The sequence below is a fragment of the Capnocytophaga sp. CM59 genome (assembly GCF_000293175.1).
Classification (GTDB): Bacteria; Bacteroidota; Bacteroidia; order Flavobacteriales; family Flavobacteriaceae; genus Capnocytophaga; species Capnocytophaga granulosa.
In genome coordinates this window covers 80,409-98,087 of record NZ_ALNN01000005.1, presented here as the reverse complement: position 1 = coordinate 98,087, position 17,679 = coordinate 80,409, and the positions used below count along the sequence as shown (strand labels likewise).

The following is a 17,679-nucleotide window of genomic DNA, read 5'->3' as shown; positions in this document are numbered from 1 at the left end:
CTGTACAAAATGAAAAATAAACTAAAAGTAGGCGTATTAGGCGCAGGACACTTAGGGAAAATACATCTAAGACTTTTGAATCAGTCCGAAAGATACGAATTAGTTGGTTTTTATGATCCTAACCAAGAACAAGCACAGAAGGTAGTGGCCGAATTTGGCTATACCTATTTTGATAATATGGATAAGCTTATTGAGGCAGTAGAGGTGGTGGATATCGTAACCCCAACCCTCTCTCACTATGAGTGTGCCAAGAAGGCTATTGCAGCTAAGCGACATATCTTTATAGAAAAGCCAATCACCAGTACTGTAGAAGAAGCCGAGGAGATCTATCGGCTCTTGGAGGCCAACCACCTCAAGGGGCAAGTAGGGCATGTGGAGCGCTTTAATCCTGCTTTCTTGGCGGCAAAGACCTCCATAGAGAATCCTATGTTTATTGAAGTACACCGCTTGGCCGAGTTCAATCCACGTGGTACGGATGTCTCCGTAGTGCTTGACCTGATGATCCACGATATAGATGTCCTACTCAGTGTGGTGCATTCGCCTGTAAAGCATATAGAAGCCAGTGGCGTAGCTGTCATTAGCAAGTCGCCCGATATTACCAATGCTCGTATAGAGTTTGAGAATGGTTGTGTGGCCAATCTTACCGCTAGCCGTATCTCCATGAAGAATATGCGCAAAAGCCGTTTCTTCCAGAGAGATGCTTATATCTCAGTAGATTTCTTGGAGAAAAAGGTAGAAGTGGTACGCATGAAAGATGCTCCAGAGCACCCCAATGAATATGATATGATTCTCCAAAACGCAGAGGGCGAACACAAGCAAATCTACTTTGAGTACCCAGAAGTACAGCCATCCAATGCTATTTTGGACGAATTAGAGACTTTTGCCGATGCTATAGAACATAACACTACTCCAGTGGTGACCTTCCTACAAGGAACTGAAGCACTACGCGTAGCCAGAGAAATAAACTCGTTAGTCAATGAGCACCTTAGCCAATTAGCTAATTAGTACAGTAATTCATTGGTTGATTAAAAAAATATGTATCTTTGCACCCAACTAAAAAACCATATTAAATGAAACTAAAGAACATTGCCATTGCCTTTTTAGGGGCACTCCTTTTTGCCACATGTTCCAAAAAGGATGACGAGAAAGAATACACAGCGGAAGAATCCAAAGCCGTGGTTCGCAGTACTATGGACAATTTTTATAATTGTCTGCAAAACCTCAATGACGGCGGTTTTGCTAACTTCTTTCATGATCTTCTATTTAAAGAAACCGTGAGAGACCATCAGGGAGAAACTCAATCTTGGGGAGAATTCTTAGGAGAAAAGTTTGACAAACAGAATTTTGCAGAAGGACTTACAGAGGGAGATCGTTTTAACTATCACCGAATGAAAGGAACCTATACTTGGAACAAGAATACAGAGCTCTGGGAGAAAACAGCTAACAATGAGAATGTTACTTTTATCTTCCCTGCTACTAAGGGAGCCACTAACAATGGTAAACTCGTGATAGACCAATATGAGGATACTGAAACCACTTATGGGAATGATAAAGTGTATCTTCCTACAGCAGCGCACCTTTATGCTACCATAGATAATACAAAGGTGTTTGAAGTAACGGTTAAAAATGTTACTTTTGAGAAGAAAACAAACTTTACTATGCCACTATCGGCTCACATAATAAGTATATATACGAATCCTTTTACAACAACTATCCACTGGAACAGACAAAATCCAGAAAACTTTGTCTTTGATTTTGCCTTTTCGTCTCCACAAGGTTGTACCACTGGCTTACATGCTGATATCAAATTGACAACCTCTGACTATGGAAATATATCCAGTCTTGAAAAAGCTATTGATAAAATTGCCTTTACCGCTACTCAAGGAGAGTTACGTATTGTAGGTAATATAGATGTGAAGAGTCTTGAAGAAAAAGGAAACGGCAGGAAACTTAGGGTAGAGGAGATTAATACTTATGCAAAGGCGGTTCTTATGAAAGGAAATTCCAAAATTGCTGATGTAAAATATGAAGAAGAAAATGATAAAGGGGTGATCTATTTTATCTTTTCCGATGGTTCAAGAGAGAAAGCAGAAAAGTATGTGAGTGATTTTGAAGATAGAGTAACTCAGATTTTCAAACGCTTTGATAGGAAATAACCGATGAGAAAATATATTTTTCTATTACTTCTTACACACATTGCTCTCGCTCAAGAGAGCAATGTGTCTTTTAATCATACAGATAGCCTTAGCGCTCCTCCTGCTTATCGTCATCAGATAGGTATAGGGATTTCTCGATTTGTCAATTCTGCTTTTCCCTCCGATACGAATACCTTTTTGCTGGAATATCGCTACCTAAAAGAAGCTGTCTTAGCCTATCGTATAGGGGGAGATTACCGTGCAGAAAGTAATAAGGATAGTACTTATGAGTTTGCTCTGAAAGTAGGGGGTGATAAATTATTCAGGGATTACAAGAGGTGGAAATTCTATTATGGAGTAGACCTATGGGGGCGTTACCTATATTATGAAAACAGGAAACAACATTTTACCAGTATTGCACTAAATCCTTTTTTGGGAATACAATACCAGTTAAGCCCCAATTTTTCTATTTCCACGGAACCAGGATTCTTTATAAAATACAATTTCCGTAAGGATTATAAGAGTTTTGACCCTGAAGCACAAGCGCATTGGTGGGAAAGCCGATTTGCAAAAATAGGCAACCTCCAGATTAATTTTCACTTTTAACCCATGTGCCAATGAGCCGATTTGCTAATTGACACATTATTTTCCATACCCTCCTCGCTAGTGTGAGCGTATCACTTCAGCCTTACCTCTCTCCAATTGACAGCCTGTACTGTATTCACTCATTAGTTAGCTCTAGAGCGATGTGTGCGCATGCCTCGGCATCGGCTAAGGCATGATGATGTTGTTTTAGATCAAAGCCTAGATAAGCCGAAACAGTGTCCAGCTTGTGATTGACAAGTTTAGGCAGCAGTCTGCGAGCTAACCGATAGGTACAAAAGAAGGGATTGGTATGTGGGGGCAATTCATAATGAGCCAATACTGCCTGCAAACAGCTCTCATCAAACGCGCTGTTATGAGCTACAAGAGGCAGGTCTTTTATCTTAGGCAATAGCTCTGCCCATATTTCAGGGAAAAGACGTGCATTTTCGGTGTCACTTTGCGAAAGTCCATGTATTTGGGTACAGAAGGGAGAATAATAGTTAGGGCAAGGCTTTATCAATTCGTAAAAGGTTTCGGTAATTTTAGAATTTTCAACAAAGACAAGTCCTATACTGCATACACTACTGCGGTGCTGGTTAGCGGTTTCAAAGTCTATAGCTACGAAAGAAGTCATGGTGTATTGTGTTAATCAAGCCTCTACTACTGAAAGAGGTGTTTTTCGAGTACAAAGGTAAGAATAATTAGTCAATAAGCAAATTAGTCATACTGGATTCTTAAGTTATAAAACCAATTTTTTAAGACATAAAAGCTAATACCTAAGGTGTTTTATGAGTTATTGTAATTACACAAGGATATTTCTTTTAAACCTTTGTCGAAAAGAGAGGTCAAGCAGAGGTCACCTGTGATATTTTGGAGTTTGTGTTTTGTCATTCCTTTAGGTAAGATGATATTGCCATATTCGCGAGTGGTGAGCGAAAATACTTTTTGGTTACCCTTCCAATCATCTGTTTTAAAGACAGGTGTTAGTATCACATATTCAGATTCTGTAAAGCACCCATTGACCCCACGTTTTTTCTGACCGGTATGCAAATTGTCCGATTCGATCATCTTCTCGATGACCTTCCCGTCGGCAGAGATTTGTGCAAGTGCATAATAATCCATTCCCCATTTATTAACCGATGAAACACTCTCCCCAGGGATGAAAGCGTAAATTCTTTTGTCCCATATTTTAAGACTGTCTATTTTTGGTGTATCAGTGGTTCTATGGTCACGATGTGTAAATGCTTTTTTATTTATGTAAGAAAAGGATTTCCATTTGGCCGCTTTGGCAGTATCATCAAATTCTAAAAGGGCAAAACATCTTGCATTGCCGTAATAAACTTCATTTTCAAAACAAACGGGAATCGTTTGGCTATCGGATATATTTTGAAAATACCGCTGTTCTGCCTTCTCTGGTACAATGTTATATCTGAGTAATGATTTATTTTTTATCGGAATGAGTGCTGGCGACGAATGCATATCTGAGTAATACCGTACTTCTTTTGCCGAGATGATGATGCCAAACCCTTCTTTATATCTGAAAAGCACAGGATAATCTCTGTTGGATGTTGGGGTATATTCAATAGGAATCTTTTTGACGCCTTCAGCAGAAAGGACAAGGGCGTAATATTTATGCCAATCGGTATGATCGGAAGTTAGGATTACGGCAGTGCCGTCGGGTAGCAAAATCGAAGCATAGACAGAGAAGAATTCATTGTCAAATTCCCATTTTCTCAAAAGTGTTAGTTTAAAATCGCTCATATCCTTTTCTTTTTTGCAAACTGTTTATTCGGCAAAGGTAGTAAATAATTTGCTAATTAGCTCATTAGCAAATTGACTAATTATTATTATCTTTGTGCCTTAAAAAAACATATTATTATGGAATTGCAAGTAGGTAAAAACTATCGCATAAAAAATGATATTTTCAGCTTTAAAGCGGGTGAAGTTTGGTCGTTAGTAGATGAGGGATACCAAGCGTACTTCGGCGAACACAATTTTGTATTCGTTAATGCCGAGAAAAATTGTCACTTTATGGTATTACGAAATACTTCCGATGAAGATATGGAAATAGGATGCCATTTGGATAGGTATTTTGAGGAAATAGAAGAGTAGGGCAAATCAGTATTATATTTAAATTATCGCTAATTAGCAAATAAACAAATTATCACTATCTTTGCACCCTTTAAAAAAGCACTGAAAAAGATGAAGAAAAGATTTTTGATAGTAGCGTTATTCACGCTATTTTTAGGCGGTATTGCCGTGGCGCAATCTCAAGAGCAACCCTCAACACTTACCGAGCTACAAGCCGAAAAAGAAAAATTGGAAGCCAAGCTTGCCAAAGCCATCGAAGACAAAGAAAATGCAAAAAATTCTTTAGCGGGCAAATACAAAGATGTAATGTTTGCTTTTAATAAGCATATCAGCAAGAAACAAAAAAAGTTTGCCAAGAAGCTCCTACGAGGTGCCAAACGCCAAGAAAAACAAATCAAAAAGAAATTGAAAAAACTCAACAAACGTATTGAGAAAATGAGCCAATTAGAGAATTAGCAAATGAAAAGACTACTCCCTTTATTATTAGTCCTCCTTTGGGGGCAAAATATACTATGGGCGCAAAAAGCAGTATTAGTTAGAACACAATACGAAAGCTATGCCGTAGACAACCAAACCGATTCACTGCTCCCCGACAGAAAGGATAGCCGTGAATACTATACCTTTTTGCGTTTCAATCGCAGAAAGGATACTTTATTTGTCCATCAAAGAGATACCCTAAAGGATATAGCGCAAAAAGATGCCTTTTCTTACTTTATTACTACGAAAAAAATAGATACCGATAAGCTACAACTACTTATAGGCGATAGAAATTACACCCATACACTTTTATTTTACGTTGAAAAACCTAATATTATATATGTAAATAAAGATAAGTATTTACTAAGTGATAAATATGCTCTTTTCCTAAATAAAAAGATATTCAAAAAGAGGGATATTGCTACTATTTTAGATTTTTTAGATGATCAATTAGGGGATTATTTTATAGATACGGAAGTATTTATGATAAGCACTAAGGACAAATACAAAAAGAACCTAAAAATGAATGGAGGCACTATCATCAACGAAGCCGATACTACCGTTTATAGTACTTTAAATGCTGCCTACGATGATAAAGGTCTTCAGATGTTAGGAAGAGTAAATACTAATGTGCCTTTTTCACTTGATAAGACAAGAAAATATATAGACGCTGATAAACTCATTTTTGAAATAGAGGAACAAACTCCCAAAAACAACGCCACTTATACCCAAGAAATCTATTTCTCAGGCGAAAAGTTTATAGAAAAAGGTGAATATACCCAATACGGACTTAATATAACCACGTTCTATACGAAAACTATAGAAAAAATCAAGAATAACTAATAAAAACCCTCCTCGCTCGTAGTATTTCCTACCAGTGGGAAGGGTGTTTTCTTATTCTAATTTGTGTGTTATTTCAGCGAAGAAAGAAATGCTAACAATCGTTGGGCTTGCGCTTTGGCTTTTGCTTCTATATTCTCTTTGGTATAACCTGCATTTACTGATGTCCCGTGAAAATATAGAGGCTCTACATACTTCATCTGTGCATAATAAGCCGTTTGTGCTAAGTTCTTACAAAACTCGTATACTTTGAAATGGTGTTCTCCCAAAGTATGATATTCACTTTCGGGTGCCCCAACGGTAAAACTTGGGATAAAATATTTCCCTTTGAGCTTATCTCCTTGTGAACCATAAGCAAACTGATACGTGAAAACCTCATCAAACCAATGCTTGAGTATAGCTGGCATATTATACCAATAAAAAGGATATTGAAAGATAACCTCTTGATGCTTGAGTAAGGCTTCTTGCTCTGCTTTTACATCTATTTGAAAGGTAGGGTATAGCGCTGATAAATTTCTGATTTCAAAATCTATATCGCTACGAGAAAGCTCCTCTATGATAGCCTTATTGGCTATTGATTGGTCAAAATGGGGGTGTGCTAAAATTACTAATGCCATATTGAAATTATTTTTTAATTTTCCTGCAAAATTATAGTACAACTTTCAATCTGGCAATAACTATCTAAATAGATACTTTATAATTTCAACTATTATGGAAACAAAATTAGAGTGTACTGCCTCCAGCGTTCGCTTAGGAGAAAAAAACTATCCTTGCACCATTGCCGTAGCGATGGATTTGATAGGAGGAAAATGGAAAGCCGTGATTTTATACCACCTTAAAGAAGGTGAAAAGCGATTTAGCGAACTGAGAAAAGACCTCTATTCGGTAACCGAAACTACGCTGAGTATCCAGCTAAAACAATTGGAAAACGACGGGCTTATTTCTAAAGTTGTCTATGGCGAAAAACCTCCTTTGGTGGCTATCTATTCACTCACCGACTTAGGGAAATCTTTTTTGCCTATACTCGATGCCCTTACCCAATGGGGAAATAAAATTGTGCTTGAAAAAGGAACTTTCCTAACAGAATAAAACACAATTATTAATTTCCAAATTTTCTAATTTTCTAATTGCTCAATTATTCTCCGCTCCCTTCTTCAAAGCATTCACTCTATTAATACCCAAAAGAAAACCATATATCAAGGATAGCAAGGAGCAAAACGATTCTGCTAATTCGTCAAAAGTTTGTGCAGTTGAGTGTTGAACGAGGGCTGTTCGGTTGCTAAAATACTGAAAAATTCATCGTCGAAAGCCTCGACCTTAGCGACAGCTTGCGCGATGAGTTCGGCACCTTTATCGGTGATAGCAACTACTTTGGCGCGGGTGTCGGTCTTGTGTTCTTCCCTTGTGATGAGGTCTTTGCTCTGCAAAGTGCGCACTACTTGCGAGGTAGTCATTGGGTCTATCTTGGTGAAATTCGCCAAAGATACCTGCGTGATTTCCTTTCCTTGTTGGGCGAACCACTGGGCACTCGCCAAGAGTACAAACTGGGGGTGTGTGAGGTCGAAAGGTTGCAACACTTTTTTGATTCCGCGTTGCCACAACATACCTACCTGCCAAAGTAAAAGCCCTGAGCTTTCTTCGGCTTTCAAATTAAAAATTGAGGGCTGAGAGGTCATTGTGTAACATTTTAGAGGCTATAAGTTTAAAATCGTTCTCGGATATTTCCAAAATACCAAAGCGAAAAGGATATCCCCACGCTTTTTTATTGGGGATAAACTCCAATAGCTCGATAAGGTCGGCTATGGGCGTTTCTTCGCAGTCTACAAAAGTAATATTTCTCCTAAACGGACAGAAATTTTCACTCATCTGAAAGGCATAGACTTCCTCGTCTTTCACGCTGCCAATAGCCGTGAAGGCTTGGCATTTGTCTTCTTTTCCAAAATAGCGTTTGGAAGAGTAATAGAGAATACCGTCACCCTCCTGCATACGCTTCAAAGGCTGTGCCTTGCCGTGGCAGGCTTGGGCAAATCCTCCCGCAACGCCCATTTGTACGTGGTCTTTGCTCGCCACGATAATCCAATATTTGATAGGTCTTTTTTTCATTTATAAATCGAATAAAAACCGTGTGACACACTGCCACACGGCGATTTTTATCAATTGCAAAATTAGTTTAATTCTTTGATTTGCGCAACCAATCGAGCGGCGTGATCTTTGGCTCTTTGTTGTAGGGTTGTAAGCACTTCTTCGGGCATTACTCCTGGGATGTACTTCATTCCGTAAGAGATTACAGGCTCTTGGAATAGCAGTTTGCAGTGATTGGCAGTTTGGCGGTGAATATTGAGAAAATCGGTAAATGGATAGTTCTGTGTGCTACCATGTTGGTAAGCCTCTTCAGGTGCTCCGGTAGTGAAAGAAAGGATGAGTTTCTTGCCCATCAGCTTGTTGTCGCCATAAGCAAAGCCGTGTGAAAATACGTTGTCTAACCATTTTTTCAACAAGGCAGGAAGCGAATACCAATTCACGGGGAATTGCCATACAATTACATCTGCTTTTACAAGTTTAGCTTGTTCGGCAGCTACATCAATTTGATAGTTAGGATAGAGAGCTTGCAAGTTACTTACTTCAGCCTCAGGGAGTAAGCGTTTTACTTCTTCTAAAATAGCCTTATTGGCGTTAGACGTCTCCATAGTAGGATGCCCGTTGATAATTAAAACTTTCATATATAATTTAAATTTACTTCTTTATTCGGGCGCAAAGGTAATATGTTTTTATATAATAAGCAAACTTACTATATATTATTTTATAAATATTTTTTTAAGGTGTAGGTATTACTATGAGTTAGGGATATAAAAAATCCCCGCTCGTAGTATTTCCTACTAGTGGGGAGGGGGGTATATTTTATTTTCAATATCTTACTCTGGTGTTGAATAGGTTACGATATCAATACCGATGCCGTTGGGGTCTATAATGGCAAAATGGCGATCGCCCCAAGGCTCTTCGCGAAGCGCTATGGCAATGGGTACTCCCTGTTCTTTTAGCTTGTGGTAATAGTCGTCTACATTCTCTACTTCAATGGTGAGATATACGCCTTGTTGGGTAAAAGGTTTCTGGAACAGAGTCTGTTGCGAAGGGTGATTAGGTAACAAAAAACTGACTTCTGCTTCGTGATTGGGGGTGTGCAACAGCAAATAAAAGTCGTTTTCAAAAGTAACGCCAAATTCCAGTACTTCGGTGTAGAAAGCCTTGCTCTCAGCTAATTTCTCGGTGATAATACCTGCGTTTAATTTCATTCTGATAATGTATTTGTTATTCGGAGGCAAAAGTACCGCAAGCATAAGGAATATGATTGTAAAAAACGGACATTATTCAGCCCAACACCTTACTAGGGGTATCGCCATAGAATGTTTTAAACGATTTGATAAAATGAGCTTGGTCGTAATAAGTATCTAAAAAGGAATGGTTATGGTAGGCTTTCACTCTTAGTATATGTTGGAAGCGCACAATATTGCTAAAAGTCTTAGGACTATCGCCTATGTAGTAGTCGAAAAGGCGGCGCAACTGTCGGGTGCTGATGCCAGTATCCAACTCACTGATGTGTATGCTGCCTTTGCTTTGCAATATCTGTAAGAGTGCCGAGAAAAAGCGGTTGTCTATCAGCAAAGGACGTTGAGATAGGTGACGAAGAAAATAGTTGTCCAAGCGTTGTGCTATGGTAGCTAACGAAAGAGGAGTTTCCAACTGCTGAGCGATAAAAGTAGCCAAAAGAGGAACTACCTCGCGCAAAGGAATTTCTTGTGCGCTGATTTCAAAAGCATCTTGACCAAAAAGTAGCGGAAATACACTGGGCAAAAAGCGCACCCCTATATAGTGAAAAGCACCCATTATGGGAAACTCAACATACGTATTGCAATAGCCCATAACGGAACTCATCTGCGGGACGTTGCAGTCAAAAAATAGATCTATACAACCATCGGCTACTACTCGGTAGCAAAAAGGTGTGTTACGCGAAGGTGATTTCAGTTCCCAATAGCAATAGATAAACGGACGTAAAGCCTTACACGGAAGAAACTCGGTATAGGTAACCTCTTTTTCTTCCGCAGGAATAACCGATTGCATAGGGTGATAATAGGGACGAAGTGATAACACGTTGTTTGCTATTGATGGACTGCAAAAGTAATAAATAATTAGCAATTAACAAGAAGACTTCATGCTTGTTACAAGCAGGAAGTTTTTATTTCACTCGTTTGACAATCAGTTTCTTAAATAAAAGATACATGCCATAGCCAAAGAGGAGTCCTATACATAGGCCAGTAAGCACATCAAAGGGATAATGTACTCCTAAGTAGATGCGGCTATAAGAGACTACTGCCGCCCATAACAATAGCCATAACAGCAGTTTGGGATAGCGAGGCTTCAGAACTTGGCCTAAGAACATAGCTAAGGCAAAGGTATTGGCCGCATGAGCAGAGAAATAACCGAATTGTCCTCCACAATGGGTGAATCGCAACTGACCGTTGATCAATGGGTTATGACAAGGGCGTAATCGGTGAAACTGTACCTTGAAGAGGTTGGAGAGCTGGTCAGTCAAAGCAATCATTACCCCTACACACAGCAGTATACAGAGAAATTGCTTGAGCGAATACTGCCTATAACAAGACCAACACAACCATGCATAGAGGGGAATAGCTGTCCATTTGTTAGTTATCACCAGCCAAAATCCGTCCCATAGGGGCGTACCTAAGCCGTTGAGAAAGAGAATCATCTCTTGGTCAAGGCTATTGAGGGTTTCTATAAAACTATTCATAACGGCTTATTTCTCGGTCATAGAAAGCGGTAGCCTCTTGGATAAGCCCCTCGGCGGAGGCGGCAAGTTCTTCTTCGTCCTCCTGGTCAAACTCCTCCAACCATTCGACCTCATCGTCGGCAAGGTTGAGGATAAAGCGAGGAAATTCCGTATGAATGATGAAAATAGCGTCGGGATAATCAGTATTATCACCGAGCAAAAATTTAGGAAATGATGCCATAATTAGTTTTTAGTTCTTAGTTGGATGATTCTTTATAAGTCTGCCAGAGAGTAGCAGAAAGCGGGCAGTTTGTAGCAGTGCTGACAAAGCCAGGCCTATAAGGAGCCCTATCCAGATACCTGTGGTCTTCAGTGGGGTGTGTAGTCCTAAGTAATAACAAATAGGGAAAGCTATGATCCAATAGGATATAAAAGAGAGTATCATAGGCACTTTGGCATCTTGCAAGCCACGTAGTGCCCCTAGAGCAACTGTTTGGATTCCGTCTACGATTTGGAAGAGGGCAGCGATGAGCAGCAGATGTGCCGATTCCTCTATCACTAAGCCTATGTTAGTGGATGAGCTGAGCTTATCGGTGTCCAAGAATAGTTCAGGCAACTGGTAGCGCAATAGCCCCATGAGTCCTCCTAATACTCCTTGGGTTAGGAGAATGAAAAGGAAAATAGAAATAGCCACACGGCGCAAAGAGACATAATCCTCCAAACCCTTGTAGTTGCCCACACGTATCATGGCCACTACGCTCATGCCATTGGCAATCATAAAGGTCAGGGTGGCTATACTCAAGGCAATTTGGTTGGCAGCCTGATAGATCTCTCCCAGTACGCCGCTGAGCCAAGTGGCAGCAATAAAAACACCTGCTTCAAAGACCACTTGAAGACCAGAGGGAACGCCTATATGGAGGAACTTGCGAATCATGGCACCATCTATCTTGGGCATAAGCCTTGTCATATATTGGGTCAAGCGGGTATCCTTGTAGAGGATCAGCCAAAGCAGGATGGGCATCACCACACGGGAGGCCAAAGTACCTACAGCAGCCCCCAGTACGCCCATACGTGGACAACCCCAACTACCATAGATAAAGAGGTAGTTTAGAAAGATATTCAGCAGGTTGGCCGCTATAGTTACATAGAGTGAATATTGAGTAATAGAAAAGCCATCGGCGAATTGCTTGAGTGCTTGAAAGAACATCATAGGAATGATAGAGACAGCTACCAGATGTACATAAGGTACCGCCAAGGCAATCACCTCTTCCTTCTGTTGGGTGTAGCGCATCAGGGGTTCGGAAAGGAAAAGCCCTGCAAAGATAAGGACTCCCAAGATCGTATGGGTCAGCAGGCCATGGGTGAGTATGGACTTGGTCTGGGCTGTATCATTCTTCTTGACCGATTCGGCGGTAAGGGTAGTAATTACAGTGGAGAAACCGATGCCAAAGGACATCAGTAGGAAGACATAACTATTGCCCAAGGAGACCGCTGCAAGCTCCAGAGTACCTACCTTTCCTACCATGGCTGTATCAATCACTCCAACCAAGGTATGCCCCAGCATGGAGAGTATGATAGGAAGCGCTAAGCGGAGGTTATAGCCAAATTCGTTGATGTATTGTTTCATTTTTTCACTCGTTTTTCTTCTGTCTTAGTAGGTTTTTCTTCAGTAGTAGTGGTTTTTTCTTTAGTTGGTTTGGGTTTTTCTTCAGCTTGTTCCGCAAGGGAGATTTCTTGTTCTATCTCCCAGTTGGCACGTAGCTCTATCTCTTTGGCAAAGTAGTGCACAGGTTCGGCTTGCAGGTGCTTAAGGTAGCTACCTGTATCCCATTTTTTGTTTCGGTTGCGATCCTCTATCACTCGCAGGCGGTAGTTGCCCGCTTTGAGAAAAGGAAAGCTATAGGAAGGGCTGGTCTGTTCCACATATTGCTCATAGAGTACCTTCTTGGCCTCCTTATCAGTAAGTTCAATGATAAAAGGCAAAGGTACATCATCCTTAAAGGTGAGCTTAAGGGAGCCAAAATCCTCTACTTTCTTGGCAGTGAAGGAGTCCTGTAAGGTATCACTCTTCTGACCAAAGAAGTTTTCAAAGGCACTAAAAGCCTTGAACCGGTATTTTTCCCCTTCTTTTACCTTTACCTTGAGGGTGATTTGGGAGGTGTTGGGGGTGAAAATAGGTTCAAATCCTATTTCGGTACTATCCTTAGCAACCATTATCTTTATGGCTTCCTTATTGAAGGTGTGGATAGGCGTATTGGAAGAGAGCACAATCTCTTCTTCAGTGGGAGAGATACCCTTAAACTCAGGAGTGATTTTCCATTTTTCGGGTTTCATCTTACGCAGATTGACCTTGATGGTATCAGTTCGGTTGCTCTTTACCAAGAGCTTGAGCGAATCCTCCACCTTGGGGTGATACCACAGCCATAGGGTGTCCTTGGCAGGCTCTTTTTCCATAACCCATTTCCAATCGGCAGGCAGGGGAGAGAGGGGCTTTACTTGGATACTGTCCTTTTCTCCCTGATAACCTATGCTGATACGTTGCTCACCCGACTGGAAGGGGCGAGAGGTTTGTGTCTGGGGCACCTCCTTGAATAAGGAAAGGGTGTAAGTACTATCGGTAGGTATCGTAATAGGGGTTGGGTAGAAAGCTATCTTATCACTCTTAGGATCAAAAAGATAGTTGTTGTCCTTGTCCTTCATCGCCACCAACCTATACTTGCCGGCTTTCAGGTGCGTAAGCTCAAAGGAGGTGAGGCTATCTAAGGTATTGACTACATAGAGAGGTCGCTCCTTATACACTACCGAGTCGGAATACTTCTCTCCCATTTCATAGAGCATCACATTGACAAAATTGTCCGCTTTGGGGAGCAGTGCGTCCTTGATACGCCCCTTAAGGGTCAGTGAATCAATGGTGTTGCCAGTGGAAAAGGTATAAGTATAGAAGCTCAAGGGGTTACCTTCGTTGTTGTCCTGTATGCTCTTACCAAAGTTAAGGGTATAGGTGGTATTGGCTCTTAGAGTGTCCAATATCTTGATATTGATATACTTGGAAGCATTTCCCGAAGGGGTAATCTCAGGGAAATAGGCCAAAGGAGGGGAGACGATGAGCTGTTTGCGTATGTCCTTAAGGGTAACAAACTCATCGAAATAGATGCGAATGCGGTTGCCTGTAAAGTTCACCGATTCGTTAGGGGGGATGGTTTTCACTACCTTCGGAGGGGTCTTGTCCTGTGCGCCCCCCGTAGGAGAGCCTACGCGAGCACAAGCTACCCACAGCAGCAGCACACCACCGAGCAGATAAAGGTATGTTTTTTTCATAATAGTTTGTCCTATTTATCCCAAGTGTACAGCGGTATTGAGTTTGCCCAATAGCTGGGTAGCTACCACATTGGCATATTCCTTTTTGCGGTATTTGCTCACCGACTGTATGCCTTGTCGGGTGTTGGTCAGAAATAGCTCATCAGCCTTTTGTAATTCGAAAGGTGAGACAGGGCGTTCCTCTATGGTGAAGCCATCGGCCTTTCCTATGGCTTCTATGAGTTTTTTACGGGTAATCCCATTGGGCGCTCCTTCCGATAAAGGAGGGGTAACTACCTGATTGCCAAAGACTAAAAACAGGTTTCCGTCCAAGAAGCTCACCACATTCTTCTGCGTATTCATCAGGATACAGTTTTGGTAATCATTCTCTTGGGCAAATACGCTTCCGATGATCTTAAGCAATTGGTTGGTCGTTAGCAGCGTAGCAAGCAAGTCGGCCTGGGTGTAATAATCCTTGAATAGCTCCACTTCATAACCAATGCGCAGGTTTTGGTAGAAGGGTGTGGTGATTCCCTCTATATCCATGCAATAATTCACCTCAGCACTTTGGGGTGTATAGCCCCCTCCTTCTCGGCGGGTAATGATAGTACGCACCAGCACGGGCTTGGCCGAAAGGGCATTGGCCTGTATTGTTTTTTTGATTTCAGCCTCTAAGAACTCCATGGTAAAGTTGGCTGGGATTTCCATACGTGCAATACGCATGGTAGCCATCAGGCGTAGGTAGTGTTCTTCCCAAAAAAAGAGACTACCCTCTACATATTTTACAATGTCAAAGACGCCATCTCCGTAGAGGAAACCGCGATTCTTAGCTGAAAGGGCAGGGGAGGTCTGTTGTATTTCTCCGTTATAGTTGATCATTCGTTACAGTTACATTAAGGGGGGCAAAGTTACGGATTATTTTCGGGTTCTCCTATAGTCTTTGTGTAAGCTCGGTCAGCCACTTGCCTTGTACCTTCATCACCTGTTCTATGACCTCTCTCACACAACCCTGTCCGCCGCCCAGGTGGGAGATATATCGGGCTACGGCCTTCACTTCTGGTACCGCATCCTGTGGACAGGTAGGCAGGCCGACACGCTTCATCGGTGCTACATCGGGAATGTCGTCCCCCATATAGAGAATTTCCTCAGGGCGCAGGGCATACTTATCCATATACTCTTTTAAGGGCTCTATCTTCAGGTGATTAGCCATATAGATGTCGGTAACACCCAATTGCTCAAATCTTCGGCGAGTGCCTATGTTGTTTCCTCCAGTGATAATGGCAATGCGGTAGCCCTGATTGATTGCCTGCTTAATGGCATAACCATCTTTTACATTGAACGAACGTAAGAGATCGCCATCGTTTTGCACCAAAACTTGGCACTGGGTAAGTACCCCATCTATGTCAAAGATAAAAGTGGTGATGTCACCTAATAATTCCTTGTAATTTTTATTTTCCATAAGTTGTCAATATAGAAGTTGATATATCTCGGTAAATGTCTCTTTCTATGCCTTGTAGCAGGGCTAAATGTTTCTCTATCACAGTACGATCCCCCCTTTTGGCAGGGCCTGTTTGCCCTTCAAAGAAAGACAATTGTTGCCCCTTGAGGTAGGTTTCCTTCAGTAGCGGTTGCAACAGCTCAAAAGGAATCCCCTCACGTGTACAGAGTTGCTGGCTGAGATACCATAGGTGGTTGGTGAAATTGTTTAGAAAAACAGCCGCCACATGTAGGTATTGTCGCTGCAAACTATCTATGGCATAGCACTTGGGGGAAAACATCTTGGCCAAGCCCTCCAAAAGTGCATAATCAGCGACTTCTTCCGTCTCCAAACAGAAAGGAACCTTTGAGAAATCCACCGCTTGCGCTATGGAAAAAGACTGCAAGGGGTAGAATACCCCACGCCTTTGGCGGGCACTAAGCGCCTGCATAGGCACACTGCCTGAGGTATGTACTACCAAGCGCCCTTCGAAAGGGAGCTGCTCAGAGAGCGCGGCTATGGCATCGTCTTTGACTGAAAGGATATAAATATCAGCAGGGAACAAAGCCTCCAACTGGGTGGTTTTCTCTACCACAATTGCGTCAAAGGCAGTACTTAGTGGACTGCGATTGTATAGCTGTACGAGCTGGTATTGAGGGTTTTCTGTAAGTCGTTGGGCTAAGTGATAGGCCACATTGCCCCCGCCCAAAAGGACTACTTTCTTCATAGATAGCAAACAAATGCCAAAAGTACTATATTTTTATGACACCTCAAAAGATTTTTCTTATTTTTTTAGGTCAGCTCAGAGAAAAACCGTACTTTTGCACTTAAAATTACATTCATGAGAAAACTCGTAGGCTTTGCCGCCCTTTTGGCACTCCTTAGTGCCTGTTCTAAAAAGCCGTCTCTTCAGGGAGATTGGCAAATCGCAAGTATCGCTGTAAATGATAAGACACAACCCTTGGACGATTGTACCAAGAAGACCTATCTTTCCTTTGGTAAGGATTCGATTACTTATCACGCCTTTGTCCCATTTGATAATTGTAAGGAAAATATCTCCCGCCTTCCTTATACGGCAACACCTGACAGTATCAAGGTAACCAACGAACTCAAGCGTATAGAGCGTAGCCTCTACCAAATCAAAGGAGATACACTCATCATTACCGATGCCGCTGAGATCCAAGGACAAAAAATAGTCTCTAAAGTAAAACTTGTCAGAAAAACTAGTGACAAGTAACAAATGATTAGTCACTAGTGGTTAGTCATTAGTCACTATTTTGGTATGATTTTTGCTTTTCTTAGGGTATGAAAACGTTATTTCTTACCCTATTTCTATTAGCTACGGCTTGTCTCTATGCTCAACCAGAGAAATTCTCTTCAGGGTCACTCCTACTCACTCCAAAGAAAGAGGCTCCCCTACAACCCAAGGGGGCAGAGCAGAAGAGCTCCGAGGTGTCCTCTTGGCTCAAGAATTACCAAAAGCAAAACCCTACGCCCTCCTTTTCCTCAGAAGACAAGGGCGTGGATTTCACTGGTCAGTACCGCAAGCAATATGCCCAAAAGGAGATTACCCTGCCTAAGTACCAAACTGATCTGAAACTGGAAAAGGAGCAAGACCTCTCTGCCCTTAGGGGTGATAAGTCCTATGGCGAGTTCAACAGCACTGCCGAGGGGGTGGGTATCTTTTGCCGCGACTATGCCGATGTAGATGGGGATATAGTAGATATATACCTCAATGATGAGTTGGTGATAAGCAATGTATACTTACGTGGTGACTTCCAGCGCTTACATATTCCCCTAAAAGTAGGTTTTAACAAGATAGAAATTAAGGCACTCAACCAAGGACTCTATGGCCCCAACACGGCTGAGTTCCTCGTGATAGATGACCAAAACCAAACGCTTATCAACCAAACTTGGGCGTTGCTCACTGGCTACAAAGCTCGGTTTGTAATCGTAAAAGACAAATAGTAATGATTAATGATTAACGCTGATAA

At 41.6% G+C, this 17,679-nt stretch carries 24 protein-coding genes; 9 read left to right on the top strand and 15 right to left on the bottom strand.

The window, feature by feature from the left end:
- Window positions 1-9: 9 nt before the first annotated feature.
- From HMPREF1154_RS01870 to HMPREF1154_RS01860, 3 genes are all read left to right on the top strand, one after another.
- Window positions 10-1,005 carry a Gfo/Idh/MocA family oxidoreductase gene (locus HMPREF1154_RS01870; protein ID WP_009640785.1) on the top strand — a complete coding sequence of 332 codons (996 nt, stop codon included), beginning with the start codon at window positions 10-12 and terminating at the stop codon, window positions 1,003-1,005.
- Window positions 1,006-1,070: 65 nt separating this feature from the next.
- Window positions 1,071-2,156 (top strand): hypothetical protein, encoded by a 1,086-nt coding sequence (locus HMPREF1154_RS01865; RefSeq protein ID WP_009640790.1) that lies wholly within the window; start codon window positions 1,071-1,073, stop codon window positions 2,154-2,156.
- A gap of 3 nt (window positions 2,157-2,159) precedes the next feature.
- Complete coding sequence (locus tag HMPREF1154_RS01860; RefSeq protein ID WP_009640880.1) at window positions 2,160-2,741, top strand: hypothetical protein; 582 nt, start codon at window positions 2,160-2,162, stop codon at window positions 2,739-2,741.
- Window positions 2,742-2,856: 115 nt separating this feature from the next.
- On the opposite strand, the gene HMPREF1154_RS01855 is transcribed toward HMPREF1154_RS01860, so the two are convergent.
- Window positions 2,857-3,354 carry a 3'-5' exonuclease gene (locus tag HMPREF1154_RS01855; protein ID WP_009640795.1) on the bottom strand — a complete coding sequence of 166 codons (498 nt, stop codon included), beginning with the start codon at window positions 3,352-3,354 and terminating at the stop codon, window positions 2,857-2,859.
- Between the two features lie 152 nt (window positions 3,355-3,506).
- Window positions 3,507-4,481, bottom strand: a complete 975-nt coding sequence (locus tag HMPREF1154_RS01850) for a hypothetical protein (RefSeq protein WP_009640887.1) — start codon at window positions 4,479-4,481, stop codon at window positions 3,507-3,509.
- Window positions 4,482-4,598: 117 nt separating this feature from the next.
- Here HMPREF1154_RS01850 and HMPREF1154_RS01845 point away from each other — a divergent pair, with 117 nt between their 5' ends.
- The 3 genes from HMPREF1154_RS01845 (at window position 4,599) to HMPREF1154_RS01835 (ending at window position 6,131) form a co-directional block, all read left to right on the top strand.
- Window positions 4,599-4,832 carry a hypothetical protein gene (locus HMPREF1154_RS01845; RefSeq protein ID WP_009640876.1) on the top strand — a complete coding sequence of 78 codons (234 nt, stop codon included), beginning with the start codon at window positions 4,599-4,601 and terminating at the stop codon, window positions 4,830-4,832.
- 90 nt (window positions 4,833-4,922) lie between these two features.
- On the top strand, window positions 4,923-5,267 hold the full coding sequence (locus tag HMPREF1154_RS01840) for a hypothetical protein (RefSeq protein WP_009640804.1): 345 nt from the start codon (window positions 4,923-4,925) through the stop codon (window positions 5,265-5,267).
- A gap of 3 nt (window positions 5,268-5,270) precedes the next feature.
- A complete protein-coding gene (locus HMPREF1154_RS01835; protein WP_009640831.1) occupies window positions 5,271-6,131 on the top strand; it encodes a hypothetical protein in 861 nt (286 codons plus the stop codon).
- Window positions 6,132-6,199: 68 nt separating this feature from the next.
- Here the strand turns inward: HMPREF1154_RS01835 and HMPREF1154_RS01830 are convergent, their stop codons facing one another.
- Window positions 6,200-6,745 (bottom strand): NAD(P)H-dependent oxidoreductase, encoded by a 546-nt coding sequence (locus HMPREF1154_RS01830; protein WP_009640754.1) that lies wholly within the window; start codon window positions 6,743-6,745, stop codon window positions 6,200-6,202.
- A gap of 94 nt (window positions 6,746-6,839) precedes the next feature.
- Between HMPREF1154_RS01830 and HMPREF1154_RS01825 the strand changes: the two genes are divergently transcribed.
- Entirely contained in the window at window positions 6,840-7,217 is a 378-nt protein-coding gene (locus HMPREF1154_RS01825; protein ID WP_009640833.1) for a winged helix-turn-helix transcriptional regulator, read from the top strand.
- Between the two features lie 137 nt (window positions 7,218-7,354).
- Here HMPREF1154_RS01825 and HMPREF1154_RS01820 read toward each other — a convergent pair whose 3' ends face one another.
- From HMPREF1154_RS01820 to HMPREF1154_RS01765, 12 genes are all read right to left on the bottom strand, one after another.
- Window positions 7,355-7,804, bottom strand: coding sequence for a MarR family winged helix-turn-helix transcriptional regulator (locus tag HMPREF1154_RS01820; protein ID WP_009640747.1), 450 nt, complete (start codon window positions 7,802-7,804; stop codon window positions 7,355-7,357).
- Window positions 7,779-8,231, bottom strand: a complete 453-nt coding sequence (locus tag HMPREF1154_RS01815) for an EVE domain-containing protein (RefSeq protein ID WP_034566690.1) — start codon at window positions 8,229-8,231, stop codon at window positions 7,779-7,781. Before HMPREF1154_RS01815 ends, HMPREF1154_RS01820 begins: the two co-directional genes overlap by 26 nt.
- Before the next feature lie 62 nt (window positions 8,232-8,293).
- Window positions 8,294-8,848 (bottom strand): NAD(P)H-dependent oxidoreductase, encoded by a 555-nt coding sequence (locus tag HMPREF1154_RS01810; RefSeq protein WP_009640764.1) that lies wholly within the window; start codon window positions 8,846-8,848, stop codon window positions 8,294-8,296.
- Window positions 8,849-9,040: 192 nt separating this feature from the next.
- A complete protein-coding gene (locus HMPREF1154_RS01805; RefSeq protein WP_009640813.1) occupies window positions 9,041-9,418 on the bottom strand; it encodes a VOC family protein in 378 nt (125 codons plus the stop codon).
- Window positions 9,419-9,494: 76 nt separating this feature from the next.
- Entirely contained in the window at window positions 9,495-10,244 is a 750-nt protein-coding gene (locus HMPREF1154_RS01800; RefSeq protein WP_198004467.1) for a helix-turn-helix domain-containing protein, read from the bottom strand.
- 115 nt (window positions 10,245-10,359) lie between these two features.
- A complete protein-coding gene (locus HMPREF1154_RS01795) occupies window positions 10,360-10,932 on the bottom strand; it encodes a phosphatase PAP2 family protein (RefSeq protein WP_009640802.1) in 573 nt (190 codons plus the stop codon).
- Window positions 10,925-11,152 (bottom strand): hypothetical protein, encoded by a 228-nt coding sequence (locus HMPREF1154_RS01790; protein ID WP_009640748.1) that lies wholly within the window; start codon window positions 11,150-11,152, stop codon window positions 10,925-10,927. The genes HMPREF1154_RS01795 and HMPREF1154_RS01790 overlap by 8 nt, the downstream gene beginning before the upstream one ends.
- 9 nt (window positions 11,153-11,161) lie before the next feature.
- Window positions 11,162-12,538 (bottom strand): MATE family efflux transporter, encoded by a 1,377-nt coding sequence (locus HMPREF1154_RS01785; protein ID WP_009640826.1) that lies wholly within the window; start codon window positions 12,536-12,538, stop codon window positions 11,162-11,164.
- Entirely contained in the window at window positions 12,535-14,229 is a 1,695-nt protein-coding gene (locus HMPREF1154_RS01780; protein ID WP_009640741.1) for an Ig-like domain-containing protein, read from the bottom strand. Before HMPREF1154_RS01780 ends, HMPREF1154_RS01785 begins: the two co-directional genes overlap by 4 nt.
- 15 nt (window positions 14,230-14,244) lie before the next feature.
- The gene (locus HMPREF1154_RS01775) at window positions 14,245-15,087 is read right to left on the bottom strand and encodes an aminotransferase class IV (protein ID WP_009640751.1); all 843 of its coding nucleotides are present in this window, start codon (window positions 15,085-15,087) and stop codon (window positions 14,245-14,247) included.
- Window positions 15,088-15,139: 52 nt separating this feature from the next.
- Entirely contained in the window at window positions 15,140-15,667 is a 528-nt protein-coding gene (locus tag HMPREF1154_RS01770) for a KdsC family phosphatase (protein WP_009640875.1), read from the bottom strand.
- Window positions 15,657-16,412, bottom strand: a complete 756-nt coding sequence (locus tag HMPREF1154_RS01765; protein WP_009640796.1) for a Rossmann-like and DUF2520 domain-containing protein — start codon at window positions 16,410-16,412, stop codon at window positions 15,657-15,659. The genes HMPREF1154_RS01770 and HMPREF1154_RS01765 overlap by 11 nt, the downstream gene beginning before the upstream one ends.
- Window positions 16,413-16,526: 114 nt before the next feature.
- On the opposite strand from HMPREF1154_RS01765, the gene HMPREF1154_RS01760 reads away from it, so the two are divergent.
- Together HMPREF1154_RS01760 and HMPREF1154_RS01755 are read left to right on the top strand one after the other, a co-directional pair.
- Window positions 16,527-16,922 (top strand): lipocalin family protein, encoded by a 396-nt coding sequence (locus HMPREF1154_RS01760; RefSeq protein ID WP_009640883.1) that lies wholly within the window; start codon window positions 16,527-16,529, stop codon window positions 16,920-16,922.
- 68 nt (window positions 16,923-16,990) lie between these two features.
- On the top strand, window positions 16,991-17,653 hold the full coding sequence (locus tag HMPREF1154_RS01755; RefSeq protein ID WP_009640851.1) for a hypothetical protein: 663 nt from the start codon (window positions 16,991-16,993) through the stop codon (window positions 17,651-17,653).
- Window positions 17,654-17,679: the final 26 nt, after the last annotated feature.